Source organism: Citrobacter sp. HN-141 (assembly GCF_033341895.1).
GTDB lineage: Bacteria > Pseudomonadota > Gammaproteobacteria > Enterobacterales > Enterobacteriaceae > Citrobacter.
Genome location: NZ_JAWPBF010000009.1, coordinates 97,888 through 114,444 on the forward strand (window position 1 = coordinate 97,888; position 16,557 = coordinate 114,444).

17 protein-coding genes and 1 pseudogene are annotated in these 16,557 nt (G+C 51.6%); 8 read left to right on the forward strand and 10 right to left on the reverse strand.

What is annotated here, in order from left to right; genetic code table 11:
- Positions 1–25: 25 nt before the first annotated feature.
- Positions 26–1,435: a PLP-dependent aminotransferase family protein gene (locus tag RYZ59_RS12785; protein ID WP_318048255.1), complete on the reverse strand. Its 1,410-nt coding sequence runs from the start codon at positions 1,433–1,435 to the stop codon at positions 26–28.
- A 92-nt stretch (positions 1,436–1,527) separates the two neighbouring features.
- Positions 1,528–1,623: pseudogene (locus tag RYZ59_RS12790) on the reverse strand (type II toxin-antitoxin system HicB family antitoxin); the annotation flags it as partial.
- Between the two features lie 210 nt (positions 1,624–1,833).
- Here RYZ59_RS12790 and RYZ59_RS12795 point away from each other — a divergent pair.
- The 4 genes from RYZ59_RS12795 (at position 1,834) to RYZ59_RS12810 (ending at position 4,791) form a co-directional block, all read left to right on the forward strand.
- Positions 1,834–3,237 carry a cytochrome ubiquinol oxidase subunit I gene (locus tag RYZ59_RS12795; RefSeq protein ID WP_137381807.1) on the forward strand — a complete coding sequence of 468 codons (1,404 nt, stop codon included), beginning with the start codon at positions 1,834–1,836 and terminating at the stop codon, positions 3,235–3,237.
- The gene (cydB, locus tag RYZ59_RS12800; protein ID WP_137381806.1) at positions 3,237–4,247 is read left to right on the forward strand and encodes a cytochrome d ubiquinol oxidase subunit II; all 1,011 of its coding nucleotides are present in this window, start codon (positions 3,237–3,239) and stop codon (positions 4,245–4,247) included. Before RYZ59_RS12795 ends, cydB begins: the two co-directional genes overlap by 1 nt.
- A complete protein-coding gene (locus RYZ59_RS12805) occupies positions 4,247–4,372 on the forward strand; it encodes a DUF2474 domain-containing protein (RefSeq protein WP_124021191.1) in 126 nt (41 codons plus the stop codon). The genes cydB and RYZ59_RS12805 overlap by 1 nt, the downstream gene beginning before the upstream one ends.
- A 188-nt stretch (positions 4,373–4,560) precedes the next feature.
- Complete coding sequence (locus RYZ59_RS12810) at positions 4,561–4,791, forward strand: DUF2554 family protein (protein ID WP_005126741.1); 231 nt, start codon at positions 4,561–4,563, stop codon at positions 4,789–4,791.
- Here RYZ59_RS12810 and RYZ59_RS12815 read toward each other — a convergent pair.
- Entirely contained in the window at positions 4,788–6,749 is a 1,962-nt protein-coding gene (locus tag RYZ59_RS12815) for a U32 family peptidase (protein WP_318048262.1), read from the reverse strand. The genes RYZ59_RS12810 and RYZ59_RS12815 overlap by 4 nt on opposite strands.
- A 79-nt stretch (positions 6,750–6,828) precedes the next feature.
- Positions 6,829–7,365, reverse strand: coding sequence for an XRE family transcriptional regulator (locus RYZ59_RS12820; RefSeq protein ID WP_318048264.1), 537 nt, complete (start codon positions 7,363–7,365; stop codon positions 6,829–6,831).
- Positions 7,366–7,469: 104 nt separating this feature from the next.
- Here RYZ59_RS12820 and RYZ59_RS12825 point away from each other — a divergent pair, with 104 nt between their 5' ends.
- Entirely contained in the window at positions 7,470–8,636 is a 1,167-nt protein-coding gene (locus RYZ59_RS12825) for a benzoate/H(+) symporter BenE family transporter (protein WP_318048267.1), read from the forward strand.
- On the opposite strand, the gene RYZ59_RS12830 is transcribed toward RYZ59_RS12825, so the two are convergent.
- The gene (locus tag RYZ59_RS12830; RefSeq protein WP_318048270.1) at positions 8,619–9,488 is read right to left on the reverse strand and encodes an AraC family transcriptional regulator; all 870 of its coding nucleotides are present in this window, start codon (positions 9,486–9,488) and stop codon (positions 8,619–8,621) included. The two genes, RYZ59_RS12825 and RYZ59_RS12830, sit on opposite strands and share 18 nt — an antisense overlap.
- 185 nt (positions 9,489–9,673) lie before the next feature.
- Between RYZ59_RS12830 and RYZ59_RS12835 the strand changes: the two genes are divergently transcribed.
- Positions 9,674–10,582, forward strand: coding sequence for a DMT family transporter (locus RYZ59_RS12835; protein WP_137381801.1), 909 nt, complete (start codon positions 9,674–9,676; stop codon positions 10,580–10,582).
- Positions 10,583–10,620: 38 nt separating this feature from the next.
- Here RYZ59_RS12835 and RYZ59_RS12840 read toward each other — a convergent pair whose 3' ends face one another.
- From RYZ59_RS12840 to tehA, 3 genes are all read right to left on the reverse strand, one after another.
- Positions 10,621–11,289 carry a DUF3313 domain-containing protein gene (locus RYZ59_RS12840; protein ID WP_137381800.1) on the reverse strand — a complete coding sequence of 223 codons (669 nt, stop codon included), beginning with the start codon at positions 11,287–11,289 and terminating at the stop codon, positions 10,621–10,623.
- A 156-nt stretch (positions 11,290–11,445) separates the two neighbouring features.
- Positions 11,446–12,042, reverse strand: coding sequence for a tellurite resistance methyltransferase TehB (gene tehB / locus RYZ59_RS12845; RefSeq protein WP_202038585.1), 597 nt, complete (start codon positions 12,040–12,042; stop codon positions 11,446–11,448).
- Entirely contained in the window at positions 12,042–13,043 is a 1,002-nt protein-coding gene (tehA, locus tag RYZ59_RS12850; protein ID WP_318048276.1) for a dicarboxylate transporter/tellurite-resistance protein TehA, read from the reverse strand. The genes tehB and tehA overlap by 1 nt, the downstream gene beginning before the upstream one ends.
- 113 nt (positions 13,044–13,156) lie before the next feature.
- Here tehA and ydcK point away from each other — a divergent pair, with 113 nt between their 5' ends.
- Positions 13,157–14,137: a YdcK family protein gene (gene ydcK, locus RYZ59_RS12855; protein WP_318048278.1), complete on the forward strand. Its 981-nt coding sequence runs from the start codon at positions 13,157–13,159 to the stop codon at positions 14,135–14,137.
- Here the strand turns inward: ydcK and rimL are convergent.
- Complete coding sequence (rimL, locus tag RYZ59_RS12860) at positions 14,129–14,674, reverse strand: 50S ribosomal protein L7/L12-serine acetyltransferase (RefSeq protein ID WP_318048280.1); 546 nt, start codon at positions 14,672–14,674, stop codon at positions 14,129–14,131. The genes ydcK and rimL overlap by 9 nt on opposite strands.
- Before the next feature lie 219 nt (positions 14,675–14,893).
- On the opposite strand from rimL, the gene alr reads away from it, so the two are divergent.
- Positions 14,894–16,120 (forward strand): alanine racemase, encoded by a 1,227-nt coding sequence (gene alr, locus RYZ59_RS12865; RefSeq protein WP_318048282.1) that lies wholly within the window; start codon positions 14,894–14,896, stop codon positions 16,118–16,120.
- 66 nt (positions 16,121–16,186) lie between these two features.
- Here alr and RYZ59_RS12870 read toward each other — a convergent pair whose 3' ends face one another.
- A complete protein-coding gene (locus RYZ59_RS12870; RefSeq protein ID WP_003020276.1) occupies positions 16,187–16,411 on the reverse strand; it encodes a YdcH family protein in 225 nt (74 codons plus the stop codon).
- Between the last annotated feature and the right edge of the window lie 146 nt (positions 16,412–16,557).

Below are 16,557 nucleotides of genomic sequence, written 5' to 3' on the forward strand. Positions count from 1 at the left end.
TTTATATTGAATAGCACATTCCGTTTTATTTCATCATCTCGCGAATTAATTTTCCAAGCTGCTTAACCGCCTGTTCTTCGCGTTCACCCCAGTGCCATGCGGTATTAAAACGAAAGAAACGTGACCATGTCCCTGAGGTTGAAAACATCTTACCTGGGGCAATGCTGATGTGGTGTGCCAGTGCCTGGGTGCTGATCTCTCCCGCATCCAGCGGTTCTGGCAGTTCGAGCCACAGAAAATAACCGCTGTCGTTATGGTGTATTTTGACCTCTGCCGGAAGATGACGCAGCAACGTTTGCCAGGCCTGCTGTTTGCGTTCCGCCAGCTGACGACGCAGCCGTCGCAAATGCGCGTCATATCGCCGGGTCGACAGGTAGTCCACCAGCGCAAGCTGCATGGGGGAACTGGTGGATAAGGTGCTCATCAACTGCAGTCGCTGAATACGACGGGCATGTTTCCCGGCTGCAACCCAACCGATGCGAAAGCCGGGGACCAGACATTTCGAGAACGATGAACAGTGCAACACCCTGTCCCCTCGATCCCAGGCTTTAGCCGGCAGCGGTTTCTCCCGGCCAAAATAGAGTTCGCTGTAAACATCATCCTCAATCAGCATCACATTGTATTTTTCCAGTAATGCGACCAGATGGGCTTTTTTCTGTGCGCTGAGCGTAAAACCCAGCGGATTTTGGCTGTTGGTCATCAGCCAGCAGGCTTTGACCGGGTACTCCTGTAGCGTCTGCTCCAGTGCGACAAGGTCGATTCCTTCCTTCACGTCGGTGGCAACGGACAACGCCTTCAGGCGCAATCGCTCCAGAGCCTGCAATGCGCCGTAAAAACACGGGTTTTCGACAATCACCCAGTCCCCCGGCTCAGTGACCGCCTGCAGGCTCAGGTTAAGCGCTTCAAGTGCGCCGGTGGTGATCACAATTTCATCCGGCGAAAGGGTCATTCCCTGTTGCGCATATCGACGAGCAATAGCATGACGCAGTTCATCATTTCCAGGCGGCAGGTTCTCGATAACACTCATGGCGGTAGCCGTTTTACTCACCTGAGCCAACGAACGATTAAGCTGCTGAAGCGGAAATAAGCGCGGATCGGGGAAAGCGGATGCAAACGGCATCACGGAAGCATCACGACTGGCCTGCAGCATGTCAAAGATGTAGGTGTTGATATCCACGGCTTCATCGCGCATGACCTGTACCTGCGGCACGGCGGCTTCGCGTTCGGGGCGCGCGGCAACATAATAGCCCGACTGCGGCCGGGCGATGATCCGCCCCTGACTCTCCAGCAGTTGGTAGGCATGCCCCACGGTCATAAAACTCATCCCGCTGCTTGCCACCTGCTCACGCAAAGAGGGCAACCGATCGCCTAGTTGCCATACGCCAGACGCGATTTGATCGCGAATTTGCTCCGCCAGTCGCTGGTACTTCTTCATTTTTCGTCCTGATATTCGGTATCGGTGACAACCTCTGTATATATCAGTCTACATAAATAACGATATTTTAAGAACTGTTATAGTTAACATTTTTACAACATCGTTAGCGAAAGCTCTTTGCCTAAGGCCCGGGCAGCTATCTGTACAGCATCAATTTTCGGGGTGTGCTTTAAGGCGAATAGACAGGTGGTGTTCACAGAGTCATCAGCACCGTCAACCACCGCAGGCCACGTATCGTCGAAGAAAAATTCAAATGCGGCGACCAGATTGCATATCAGATCGTGCGACCTATAACAGCAGCACAACTGTTATGGTTAAAAAGAACTGTTCTGTTTCTGCCCCACATTTCGCCAGAGGCTTAGAATTGCGCCAAATCAATTTTGCCTGCGGAGTTAAGCATGTTCGGTCTTGACGCGTTTCACCTGGCGAGGATCCAGTTCGCGTTTACGGTGTCCTTTCACATCATTTTTCCGGCCATTACCATCGGTCTTGCCAGCTATCTGGCGGTACTGGAAGGTCTCTGGCTGAAAACCAAAAATCCGACCTGGCGCTCGCTGTATCATTTCTGGTCGAAAATCTTCGCCGTAAACTTTGGTATGGGCGTAGTGTCCGGGCTGGTGATGGCTTATCAGTTCGGCACTAACTGGAGCGGTTTTTCCGAGTTTGCCGGGAGCATCACCGGGCCACTGCTAACCTATGAAGTGTTAACCGCCTTCTTCCTCGAAGCAGGCTTCCTCGGCGTAATGCTGTTTGGCTGGAACCGTGTGGGGCCGGGCCTGCACTTTTTCGCAACGTGCATGGTTGCGCTGGGGACAATTATTTCTACCTTCTGGATACTGGCCTCCAACAGCTGGATGCAGACGCCACAGGGCTATGAAATCGTCAATGGGCAGGTCGTTCCTGTGGACTGGTTTGCCGTTATTTTCAACCCATCATTCCCTTATCGCCTGCTGCATATGTCGGTCGCCGCCTTCCTGAGCAGTGCGCTGTTTGTCGCAGCGTCAGGGGCATGGCATTTATTACGCGGGAATAACACCCCGGCTATTCGCGCCATGTTTTCTATGGCGCTGTGGATGACGTTAATCGTCGCCCCGTTGCAGGCGTTGATTGGCGATATGCACGGGTTGAATACGCTTGAGCATCAGCCTGCCAAAATTGCCGCCATCGAGGGGCACTGGGAAAACCCACCCGGCGAACCCACTCCGTTGCTACTGTTTGGTTGGCCAGATATGGAGCAAGAGCGTACCCGCTATGGACTGGAAATTCCGGCGCTGGGAAGCCTAATCCTGACCCACAGTCTGGATAAACAGGTCCCTGCGCTAAAAGAGTTCCCTAAAGAAGACCGTCCCAATTCCACCATGGTGTTTTGGTCGTTCCGCATCATGGCGGGGCTTGGCATGCTGATGATCCTGTTGGGCACATTCGCCTTGTGGTTACGTTACAAGCAACGCCTGTATACCTCACGTCCCTTCCTGCGTTTCGCGCTGTGGATGGGGCCGTCTGGTCTGATCGCTATTCTGGCCGGTTGGGTCACCACCGAAGTTGGTCGTCAGCCGTGGGTGGTGTACGGTTTGCAGCGCACAGCGGATGCGGTTTCCGCCCATGGTGATTTGCATATGAGCATCAGCCTGCTGGCCTTCTTTGTGGTTTACAGTTCGGTCTTCGGTGTCGGCTATAGCTACATGATTCGCCTGATCCGTAAAGGGCCACAGGAAGATGATCCGACCCTTCCGCCAACCGGCACACCTGCACGGCCGCTTTCCGCTGCGGTCCTCGATTCTCAAGCTGAGGCTCATCGCTAATGGGTATTGATTTATCAGTTATCTGGTTCGTTATTATCGTGTTCGCCACGCTGATGTATATCGTGATGGACGGCTTTGATCTCGGGATCGGCATCTTATTCCCCGCCATTCAGGATGCTGATGACCGCGACGTGATGGTCAACAGCGTCGCACCGGTATGGGATGGGAATGAAACCTGGCTGGTACTGGGCGGCGCAGGATTGTTTGGCGCATTTCCTCTGGCCTATGCGGTGATTGTCGATGCGCTGACGATCCCGTTGACCCTGATGCTGATTGGCCTGATTTTTCGCGGCGTTGCCTTTGAGTTTCGTTTCAAAGCCACGCCTGCACACCGACCGTTCTGGGATAAAGCCTTTCTGGGCGGTTCAATTCTTGCCACGTTTACCCAGGGAGTGGTCGTGGGTGCGGTCCTCAATGGATTTTCCGTTACTGGCCGCAGCTACAGCGGTGGACCGTTTGACTGGCTAACGCCTTTCACGCTGTTTTGCGGGCTGGGGCTGGTCGTGGCCTACGCGCTGCTTGGCGCAACATGGCTGGTAATGAAAAGCGAAAACCCGCTACAGGATAAAATGCGCAATGTGGCAAAAAAACTGCTGCTGGCGCTGCTGGTCGTCATTTCCATTATCAGTTTGTGGACACCACTGGCACACAGTGCGATTGCCGATCGTTGGTTTAGCCTGCCAAATCTGTGGTTCCTGATGCCGGTTCCGCTGCTGGTCGCACTCATCAGCCTGTGGCTGTGGCGTTCTCTGGGCCAGCAGCATAGCCATGCCCCGCCATTTATATTGACGCTGGGTTTAATTTTCCTTGGTTTCAGCGGGCTGGGGATCAGTATCTGGCCACATATTATTCCGCCGTCGATTACCCTTTGGCAGGCCGCGGCGCCGACGCAAAGCCAGGGCTTTATGTTGGTGGGAGCGTTGCTGATTATCCCAATCATTCTGGTGTACACCTTCTGGAGCTACTACGTCTTTCGCGGCAAAGTTCAACATGGTGAGGGGTATCATTGATGGAACAATCAATCTGGAAACGTCTGATGTGGCTGGTGATCCTGTGGGGGGGAAGCGTCTTGGCTCTGGCCGCCGTCGGTATGTTCTTTCGCCTGTTGATGACTGCGGCAGGCTTTAAGTCCTGATAAACATGAATAAACGCCGGGCGGCGCCTGCACTTCCCGGCGAACTCACCGCCCTCACTTATTAAACAAACGCGCAATAGCTCTCGATTTTATGCAACAGGCGATTGCCTTTACGGCGATTAAATTATTGAATAGTCACCCGGCGAAATTATCGCCACGTCCACAGCTAACGTGCCAGAGGGTGCATGATGTTTAAGAAAGGGTTAACGGTGTTATTGCTGGCCAGCGCGCTTTTCTCCGGCCAGCTTTTCGCTACTCATCAGGGACATGAATATCTTCAGGTACAGGATGCCGATCATTTGTTACGCCACACGGCAGACAGCGATGAGCTGAGGGTGACGGCGGAAGAATCCGCCGCCGATCTACGCGAACACCATCACTGGCAAAAATCACGCAAGCCAGATACACATCTGAGTTAGCCTTTCCGCTTCGGCAGTGTTTTCATCAGCTCATCAGGGCTGACAGAAGCCACTACGCTGCCCGGCAACGGCATTTTCAGAATGTGGTGTTTCATCTTGCCGATAACGTGCATTTCGCACGGTCGGCAATCAAATTTCAGCGTCAGCACTTCATCACCATTCACCAATTGCATCGGAGTGGCTTTCCAGCTTTTGATATTCCCTTTTGCCTGTTTTGGACACAGATTGAATGCAAAACGCAGGCAGTGCTTGGTGATCATCACCGGTACATCGCCCTTTTCTTCATGCGCTTCATATGCAGCATCAATCAACTGGACGCCATAACGGTGGTAAAACTCACGCGCTTTATGGTTATAGACGTTGGACAGAAAACTCAAATGCGTCTGCGGATAGACCGGCGCCGGTTGGGCAACGGGTTTACGACTGCCCCGCTGGTAGTTTTCCAGCCGTGCGGTATCCAGCATGTCGATGGCTTCGCGGCGTAGTTGGTTGAGTTGACCATTCGGCACAAACAGCGCCCCCGGCAGATTCACCTGAATATCGCGGGCGTAGTACAGCGTCTGTCCAAGTTTTGCCAGGCCATCCTGCAAGTTACTCAACGCTTTTTCGGCGTTGTTCGCTTCTTCAAACTGGCCGTCCAGCGTATGGGTGATACTCACGCCGTCTTCACTGGTCAACGTCAGGATCAACTGTTCCTGCCAGCCGCCCAATTCAATATCAACCGCGACACGGCGTTCGCTGGATGTCTTGGTTAACGCTTGCTGCCAGTTATGATCGAGATTGCGATTGAGCGGATGGTGCGGCCGAACTTTGTGCAGGTCCGTTGGCATTTCATTCGGCCATACCCGATAACGATTATTCCCCGTTTTTTCTACCGTATTGGCACGGAATCCAACCACATCACGCTTAATCAATACGTTCAGGCCATCCCCGTTTGCCAGGGGTTCCGTCACCTCGACATCAAGATAATCCTTCGCCACCTTCAGGACTTCACCCACCGGCAAGCCAATGAATTTAGGCGAGTCGAATGCGCCGATGTCGCCCTTACGGGCATTGACAAAATAGTCAGTGCTGCCGCGGTGGAAAGTTTTCTCTGTAGATGGAGTGAAGAAATGCTTAGTGCGACCTGCAGATGAACGTGCCAGATCGCCACGTTCTTCGATGATGGCATCCAGCCTCTGCCGATAATGTGCAGTGATGTTCTTCACATAGCTCATGTCTTTGTAGCGCCCTTCAATTTTGAAGGAACGTACTCCGGCATCAATCAATGCACCGAGGTTGGCGGTCTGATCGTTATCTTTCATCGACAGCAGGTGTTTTTCATACGACACCACCCGGCCCTGATCGTCTTTCAGGGTATACGGTAGTCGGCAGGCTTGTGAACAGTCGCCGCGGTTAGCGCTGCGCCCGGTTTGCGCATGAGAGATATAGCACTGGCCTGAATAAGCAACGCATAACGCGCCGTGGATGAAAAACTCGATCGTCGCATCCGTCGCCTGATGAATCGCGTGAATCTGCTCAAGACTCAGTTCACGCGCCAGTACAATCTGCGAGAATCCGACGTCAGAAAGAAACTTCGCCTTCTCGACGCTGCGAATATCACACTGGGTGCTGGCATGCAGTTCAATCGGCGGGATATCCAGTTCCATAATCCCCATATCCTGCACAATCAGCGCATCAACGCCAGTCTGATACAAATCGGTAATTAACCGCTGAGCAGGTTCCAGCTCATCATCATGCAAAATCGTGTTCAGCGTCACAAAGATTTTCGCCCCATATCGATGAGCGAATGGCACCAGTTCAGCAATGTCTTTCAGGCTGTTACTGGCGTTGTGACGCGCACCAAAACCGGGACCGCCAATGTATACGGCATCCGCGCCGTGCAAAATGGCTTCGCGCGCAATGGCGGTATCACGAGCCGGGCTTAACAATTCAAGGTGATGAGGTTGCTGGCGCATACAGTTGTTACCATCCACAAGCGGTAAAAATGGCGGCTATTGTAGTCAGAAGCGCGGCATTTCGGAATAGTTTTCCCGATTAACCGCGTGGGTAATGGATCAGGGAATGAAAGTGAACCGTCTGTTCGCTGCTGTTACGGTAACTATGTGCAGTATCACCCGCAAAGCGGACACCCTCACCCGATTTGATGGTTCGCCACTGCCCATCAATGCACATATCCAGCAGGCCATTAATCACCACTACGTGCTCAATCACACCGGTTTCATGCGGGGTAGATTCACTCAACGCCCCCGGTGCCAGCAATATTGAAAAATGGTCAAAGCAGAGTTGTGGGTCCCATGGAAACAGCGGTGTCACTATCATTGCCTGCTGTTGGGGATCAAACGTCGCTGCGCCTGCTGACTCGGGTGGTGAAATAAACGTCGAAAACGGCACGTTCAGTCCGGTGGCAATTTTCCATAACGTCGCCACTGTTGGACTGGATTCGTTGCGTTCTATCTGCCCCAACATGGCTTTGGATACACCGGTTTCTTCTGCCAGACGCGACAGACTCCATTCCCGCTGGTGACGTAATGTCCGGAGCGTGGTAGCCAGATAGTGGGTTAAATTGTCCATTGTCGCCTTCCTCTATCTCCTGTTTCTGTCCAGCAGCTTATCACTTGTACGCTATAACGCACAGTGCTACAGTCAATGACCGTTATAACGCACGCGGAGTCGCTATGCGCACATTATCAATCCCTTTGCCCACCGTTTTATCCGGTTTTGTTGCCGTGCTGGTCGGCTATGCAAGCTCGGCAGCCATCATCTGGCAAGCGGCGATAGCCGCAGGCGCAACGACCGGACAGATTGCGGGCTGGATGACCGCACTGGGAATCGCGATGGGCGTGAGTACGCTGGCATTGTCAGTGTGGTATCGTGCCCCCATTCTGACCGCCTGGTCTACGCCCGGGGCTGCGCTGCTGGTTACGGGTCTACAAGGCGTGACCATTCAGGATGCAATCGGCGTTTTTATTGTTGCTAACGCGCTGATAGTCCTGTGTGGTGTGACGGGGTTGTTTGCACGTCTGATGCAGATAATCCCACACTCACTGGCGTCGGCAATGCTGGCCGGGATCCTGCTGCGTTTTGGTTTGCAGGCATTCAATAGCCTTAATAATGAGCTTCTCCTGTGCGGCAGCATGCTGCTGGCGTGGCTGGTGCTAAAAGTTGTCGCGCCCAGGTACGCCGTCATTGCTGCCATGCTGGTGGGTATCGCTATCGCACTGCTAAAAGGTGACATTGTCACTAATAACATTGATTTATCTCCGGTGATACCTGAATTCATTGCCCCCCACTTTTCTCTTGCACACAGTATCAGCATCGCATTGCCGTTCTTCCTGGTCACCATGGCGTCACAAAATGCCCCCGGCATTGCCACCATGAAAGCGTCAGGTTATTCCTTGCCCGTTTCACCGCTGATTATTTTCACGGGGCTGCTGGCGTTACTGTTTTCACCCTTTGGCGTCTACTCCATCTGTATTGCCGCCATCACCGCCGCAATTTGCCAAAGCCCGGATGCGCATCCTGATGCCCAGCGACGCTGGTTAGCCGCTGCCGCTGCCGGGGTGTTCTACCTTCTGGCCGGAGTGTTTGGTGGGTCGGTAACCGGATTGATGGCCGCTCTGCCGGCAAGCTGGGTCCAGATGCTGGCTGGCCTCGCCTTGCTCGGTACGATTAGCGGTAGTCTGTATCAGGCATTGCTCCATGAAGCGGAGCGAGATGCTGCCATCGTCACCTTTCTGGTTACAGCCAGCGGTTTGACCTTATTGGGGGTTGGCTCTGCGTTCTGGGGATTAATCGCCGGAGGGATATGCTATGCCGTGCTGAGATTATCGCGACGCACGTAATTGCGTTGGCGTCTTGCCCGTCACCTGCTTAAACCGGTTGCTAAAATGGCTTGCTGAACTGAATCCGCAAGCCATCGCGATATCCGACAAGCTACGTGAAGAATAACGGACCAGTTGCTGCGCCAGCGCCATACGACGCTGCATAACATACTGATGCGGGGCCATATTCATTGACTGGCGAAACATTCTGGCAAAGTGGAAATCGCTCAATGCCGCTTCGCCAGCCAAATCGCTGAGGGTCATTGGGTAGGCCAGATGCGCGTCAATATAGGCCAGCACGTTGCGCAATGTGGCTGGCGCAAGCCCACCGGTTACCGCCGGCGGCCGCCATTGAACATTGCTGTAATGTTGAATCAGATGCGTCAGCAACAGCGAAGATGCCGCGCTGAGCGTCAGGTGATTAGCCGGTTGTTGCCAGTCATTACCCAGTAAAAACTGGCGATAAACCGCCGTGATCCCCGGATCGCTGCCGAACGTATGTTCGTCCAGCGTGAAGCTGTAAGGGCTTTTGTCCCACACTTTCTCACCCACTTCCCGTAGATGCGCGTCGGTACAATAAAGATGTACAAAGGAGAGATCGTCACGAATATCCCAACTGGATTCGCTGTCTTTCGGCATCAGGCAGAAGCGATCCGGGCCGCCGCCGTTTTTCCAGCCCCCAGCCGTCTTGTGATAGCTCTCGTAGCCATCCGCGACATATAAGCTGAGTGTGTGGTGATCGCAATATTGGGTAATGGTGTCGCGTTTGTTTGACCACGCCGCCAGTTGGATACCTGAATGTAACGCAACCGATTCATGCAGCACGGCATTATGTTTGCGTAAGTTTTCAAAGGCGCCATAGGGCTGAGACATACCATCACATTCAGAATAAGTTAGCAGGCTTTCAGTCTATAACAGCCACATGTTGTTAACAGCCTCCTTTTCATGTTTGCGAGAAAAAAAGCGCAAGATTTTGCAAGTCGCCCGCAATCAGATGAAAGCCAACCCTGGCCAGTCATGACACTGTGTGCAATCAAATACAAAAATGAGAGAGATGTATGAACGCATTGTTGTACTGCCTGGTGGTCGTGATATGGGGAACGACATGGATTGCCATTTACCTGCAGCAAGGGCCGGTTGCTGCCCCGGTCTCTATCTTTTGGCGCTTTGCGGTCGCCAGCTCAGTGATGATCCTTCTCCTGCTGTTCAGCGGCAAATTGCGTAAGCTCTCCGGGCGCGACCATCTGTTTTGTCTGTTACAGGGCGGATGTGTTTTTTGCTTCAATTTCTGGTGTTTTTACACGGCAGCGGCCTGGATTAACACCGGTCTGGAATCAGTAATTTTCTCGATGGCCGTGCTGTTTAATGCGGTGAATAGTTTTGTATTTTTTGGTCAAAAACCACCGCTACGCTTTTATTTCGCCGCGGCGCTGGGGTTGACGGGTATCATCACCCTGTTCTGGCAGGATTTGGTCAATAGCGGCCTGAATCACTCGCTTCTGCTGGGTATTGGTTTAAGCGCTCTGGGAACGTTTGGTTTTTCCCTTGGCAATATGATCAGCCTGCGTCATCAGAAAAAAGGGCTGGAGGTGATGACCACCAACAGCTGGGCCATGCTGTACGGTACCTTGCTGATTGCCACCATTGCACTGGTTCGCGGTGATGACTTCACACCGCAGTGGACGTTTAGCTACCTTAGCGCACTGTTGTATCTGGCTATTTTTGGCTCTGTGATTGCCTTCGGCGCTTATTTCACACTGGTAGGACGCATCGGTCCAAGTAAGGCCGCTTACAGTACGTTGCTTTTCCCTCTGGTGGCGCTCACGCTGTCAACGCTGTATGAAGGGTATGTCTGGCAGGCTAACGCAATTGCCGGTTTAGTGCTGATTTTACTGGGAAATCTGGTGATGTTTGCACGGCCGGAAGCCTTGATGGGAAAACTGTTGTACCGTCGGCGAGTGGCATAAAAAGAACGCACCATCCGCAGATGGTGCGTTCTTCATTATTATTTTTTGTTCACATCAAACATGGAGGCATCTGTCGCCATGTCATCAACAACTTTCTTCAACGTTTCGAACGCCATTGGCGTGCTTTCGTTGTTCAGGTCTTTACCTTCACCCTGACGCACAACTTTAATCACAGGTTTATTGGTTGCCGGATCGATCAGCTCACCCTCGAAATAAAGGTGGGTATCCATGGTACGGTGACCCGTCGCCATTTGTGTTCCTGCAACGAGCAACGCAACCGGGATCACTTCATAGAATTGCAGACCTTCTTTGCTGGTCGCAACACCGGTGATCGCCCCGCGGAAAATCAGACTGCGTGGCCCTGGCGTTGCCACCAGAGGTTTACGCTTGCTGATGGCCGTTTTCATCTGCGTGTTGGTATAGTTCAACAGTTGATCAAGAACCTTCTGTCCTACCTGCGTAGTAGGTTTAGGAACCGGGTAATACGTTATCGGGTTATACACGATACTGTCATATTTGGATTCATTATAGTTCGGGTCAACCCAACGAAGTACCGGTTGTCCCGTTGCTGATTTTGTTTCCTTCAGGTCAGAATAATTTTTTAAAAACCCAGAATATTTATCCGGCTGCGTCACTTTTGACGCACAGCCCGATAATGCCAACAGACCAGTAAGCACTGCAACTTTAAATAAAGTTTGAGTACGCATGAAACGATCCCTTTAGTTTTCGCAATGATGCATAAAAAGGATAGCAAAACAGTTTCATTTTGGATGTACTAAAAATGGTAACGACCGCACAATTTTTTCTCTGCGCTCAGCACAAAAAAATGCTGAACACAGAAAGAGTTAAGCCAGACGGGATGTTCAGGCAGTTTTACGCGCCAGCATGGTGGCAAAGCGCAGTTTAATGCGGTTGCCATTTTCATCTGTACGATGAAGTTCACCCACGTCTTCATTGTATTTCAGCAGATCCCATCCACTGTAATAGTGACGTAATTCACCTGCTTTAAATGCAAACGGGAAACCGACGGTGCACGGGAAATCATCGGTATCCATTGCCGCTACGATTAAATTATATCCACCCGGTTTCGTGCAACGTTGCATATTTTCGATAAGCCCCGGGATCGTTTTCGCTTCCAGGAACATCAGCACCACGGTAGAAAGAATAAAGTCATATTCGCCATCAAAGCTGAGTGCATTCAGGTCTGCGACGTTCGAGTGCAAATTGGTCAGCCCTTCAGCCGCTTTGATGCGCTCAAGATTAGCGATGCTCATGGGGTTTTTATCCCACGCGGTGACATCATAGCCGTTTGCCGCCAGATACAGACTGTTCCGGCCATTGCCACAGCCCAGATCCAGTGTTTTACCTGGCGGGACAATGTTGGCCGCTTCAACAACCTCGGAATGGGTCCGGGTGAGATCGTATTTTTCAGTAAAGTAGTTTTCGTCGCAAAGGGTCATTATTTATCCTCAGATTTCAGTAATGCAGCACGCTCCGTGCGGATGAGCAGTTTCCCCTGCATCAGCAATGCAAACGTACGTACCAGTAATAACGCAATGATAAAATTGGTAAAAATAAACAGTGGAATCGACAGCGTATGGAAAAATCCCGATTCACTGGCATGTCCCAAATGTAGCCCTGTGGTTGCCAGTGCCGACACGCCGAACGAGAAGCTCCAGAAAGACGCATTAAACGGCTGGGACAGATACCACGGCATCAGCCTAAGCATAAACAGCAGCTGCAGCAGACCATAGCCAAACAGCATTTTCGCCAGCGTATCGCCCTCTCCGCCGTTGACGCTAAGCCATGCGCTACAGGCCACTAACGCGGGAGCCAATTGAATACCCAGCGACGTACGTAATACCGCGGGCAACTCACCAGAACTGCGTAAGCGCTGCAGGATCACCGGTTCAAGGCTAAGCCAGGAGAACACCCCTGCCCCTAAAAATACCAGTCCGGCATCGTTATAGCCGAGTGCACCGCAGGCCATCGCGCTGATAAAGTTATTGGCGACGGTTGGCAGATACAACCCCGGTGTGGTTGCTTCCTCGGGATGCGAACCTCGCCACAGGCCTGCCGTTTGCCAGGCTGCGTACGATAGCTGTATCACCACGCCAATGCTAAATAACCCGACGGCTAACGGGCGATACCAGGGAACAAAACCAATCGCGACCAGCATGGTTGTTGCCGGAAAAAGGCTGACAAAACTGCTCATCACCGGATGGCGGATTTCTGCCAGCACACTCTGGGGAAAACGCACTAAACGGGTCAGAAAAGCCAACGTTAACAGACCCCAAATAACCATCGCCAGGATGACTACCCCATCGCCAATCCAGTGGCTCACCGGCCATACCTGACTGGCGTATCGCCAGGCGAATCCCATGCCGATGGTGCCCAGTACCATGCCAAAATAACCGGCCGGAAGATTAAGGACCCGATCACTATGCTTGTTATTACTCATTTTGTTTATTTTTTAAAGTATATTTGAAATGCATTTTATGGAAATTATGGCGATTTAGCCAGTACGGAAAACTTTGCTACGTTTAACTAAGGTGTGCAACACGGAAATGAGCTATGACCAAATACCGTCTGAGCGACGAACCTCGCTCCTTCAGTTATCAGGATAATGGCAACAAAAGAAGCGTATTACTACGCCAGATAATTGCACTGATTGATTTTAATGATGTTCCGGCTGGCACGCCTGGTGGCTGGATTGATGATGAAGCCGTACTGGCGCAATGTGGTGATTGCTGGATTTACGATGAGAATGCGATGGCATTTGCGGGGGCAACCATTTCAGGAAATGCCCGTATTACGCAGGCCAGCGTGGTCAGAGAAGGCGCACAGATTGGCGGTGCCGTATGGATAGATCGGGCTGAAATTAGCCATGGCGCACAAATACGTGACAACGTCACCATTCAGGATTCTGTTGTACGTGGTGAGTGTCTTCTGTCGGGTGATGCGCGTGTTCTGGGAGGCTCCGAAGTCATCGCCGCCAAAGGGTTAACCCGTGAAAGTGACCAGCCCCTGCAAATATACGATCGCGCAACCGTAAACCATTCACGCATTGTGCATCAGGTAAAGATCTATGGCGATGCAACCATTGACTACGCCTTTATTGAACACCGCGCCGAGGTTTTTGATTATGCTCGCATCGAGGGTAATGAGGAAAATAACGTTTGGATCTGCGATTGTGCGAAGGTATACGGTAACGCCCGCATCATCGCTGGCACCGATGAAGATGCGATACCGACCCTGCGCTATAGCTCACAGGTGGCTGAGCATGCGGTGGTTGAAGGTAACTGTATTCTGAAACACCATGTGCTGGTCGGGGGGCATGCAACATTACGCGGCGGCCCGATCCTGCTGGACGGTCACATCCTGATTGAAGGCCACGCCTGTATTCTGGGGGAAGTGCTGATCGAGCATCATATTGAGATAACCGGTCAGGCCCACGTGGAAGCTTTTGATGGCGATGCAATCCATCTGCGCGGGCCAAAAGTGATCAACGGCGAACAGCGTATTACGCGCACCCCACTCGCCGGTTTATTCTGAAACGCTATCAATGATACGGGCATAGAGGTTCACATCATGATAACCATCATTGAGAAACTCCGCCTGCTTTAAACACCCTTCCAGTTGAAAACCGTTGCGCAGCGCCACCTGGTTACTTTCGAGGTTGTCCACGCGGCATTTAATAATGAACCGACGGATCTCGCCACGCTGAGCATAATGATGAATCAATGCCTGTAGCGACCGGGACATAATACCCTGCCCCTGATGACCTTCATCCAACCAGTAGCCGATGTAAGCCGCTTTATTCAGCGGTTCTATTTGGTTAAACGAGATAACGCCAACCACTTCACCTTGTTTGAAGATAAGGAACATTTTGGCGTAGCCACGCTGGTGCAACATCATATTCCCCTGCACATTCTTACGCGTATCGTCCTCAGATTCGACAAGCTGCGGCCAGTTCAGCGACCGCTGGAGCCAAACTTTATTTTTGAGCACCAGTTGGTGCAAAGGCGTGACGTGTTGTTCTTCTACTGCCCGCAGTTCCAGCGTGTCACTGACGGTAATAATTTCTGACATGTTTATCTCCTTTGCGATTGTAAACGGGGAATTTCTGACTGGCAGTAGCCGATATTAATCTGTTTATCGCCGGGGATGTCATATTTTTATGCTGTAACAGCAATCACTTAGAAACAATCTCTGGCGCGGAAGCCGTTACTCTGGATGTCCGGTTATCCCATGCATGGATAGGCCGTAATGATGACAACAACACTTTAATTCTATTGCTAAGGAGCAAGCATGGCAGCACCTTTGGGTCGTTTAGCACTTATTCCGCTTTTACTGATTACCGCCTGTCACCAACCCGCTCCCACCACGCAAGCGGGTCCAGTTCCCTTTGCCGTTAACAAACAACAGGTTGTAGATAATACCACGTTGGAAATTTCCCGTAGCGCGCTGGAATATAACATTCATAAAGTTCAACAACTGCTGGGAGACAAAACCCGGATGTGCGCCATTCTTAAAGGCGATGCGTATGGCCACGATCTCTCTCTGGTTACGCCGGTGATGATGCAAAACGGTGTGCAGTGTATTGGCATCGCCAGCAACGAGGAGATTAGCATTGTTCGCCAGTCAGGTTATACATCGCAACTAATGCGCGTTCGCAACGCGACGGAAAAAGAGATGCGCCAGGCGGCGGATTTTGATACCGAAGAGCTGATTGGTAATCTGGATATGGCTAAACGTCTGAGTGTCATTGCCCAGGAGAAAGGAAAAACGATTCGTATCCATCTGGCACTGAACTCTGGCGGTATGTCACGAAACGGTCTGGAAGTCAGCACCGCGGCAGGTCTGGAAGAGGCCCGCGCTATTTCCGCGTTACCCGGTCTGAAAATTGTTGGCATCATGTCGCATTTCCCGGAAGAAGATGCGGCGGTGGTTAAACGCGATCTGGCCCGTTTCAATACGCAATCGGCCCAGGTACTCAATATTACCGGGCTTAAGCGCGAAGATGTCACTCTGCATGTCGCGAATACTTTCGCCACCCTGACCGTTCCTGAATCCTGGCTCGACATGGTGCGTGTTGGCGGCATTTTTTACGGCGATACCATTGCCAGCACCGAATACAAACGCGTCATGACGTTTAAATCCGCAATCGCGTCGGTAAACCATTACCCCAAAGGAAATACCGTCGGGTATGACAGAACCTATACCCTTAAACGAAATTCCGTTCTTGCCAATATTCCGACGGGTTATGCAGATGGATATCGTCGTGTGTTCAGTAACGTGGGGCACGTATTGATCCACGGCCAGCGGGTTCCTGTGCTGGGTAAAACATCCATGAATACCGTGATTGTTGATGTAACCGATCTACCGCAGGTTGCCTCCGGCGATGAAGTGGTGTTATTCGGTAAACAGGGAAATGCGCAGGTGAGCGCAGAAGAAGTCGAAGAAATTAGCGGCGCGCTGTTCACTGAAATGTCGATCCTCTGGGGGGCGACAAACAAACGTGTGATGGTCGATTAACGCCTGAAACAGGAAGGGCTTCCGTTTCTCGCGGGAAGCCCTTTTACACAGTGAGCACAGTACTATTTAGCTCTCACTGACACTCTCTCTTTGCAAAATTTTGAGCAAATCTTCCTTCAGGTGGAGTTTCTGTTTCTTAAGACGAACAATGTCCAAACTGTATCCCCGACCATCCGAACCTTCCAGTCTGGAAATCTCATGATCAAGGCTGTTGTGTTTTTCGAATAAGGACAGAAAACGAGGATTCTCGGATTTCAGTCGGGAAATAAGGTCTCTGTATTCTGGAAACATACTTTCTCCCTGTTAGTGGTAAAGAATGTGTACAAGAAATACACACGATCAGCTTACCCGGTTAGGTCAGGGAAAAATGCGAACAGGATCGAGTAAATAGTGTACAGATTGTTACGGAAGAGGTTTCAGCAATGGCTCCCCGGAAG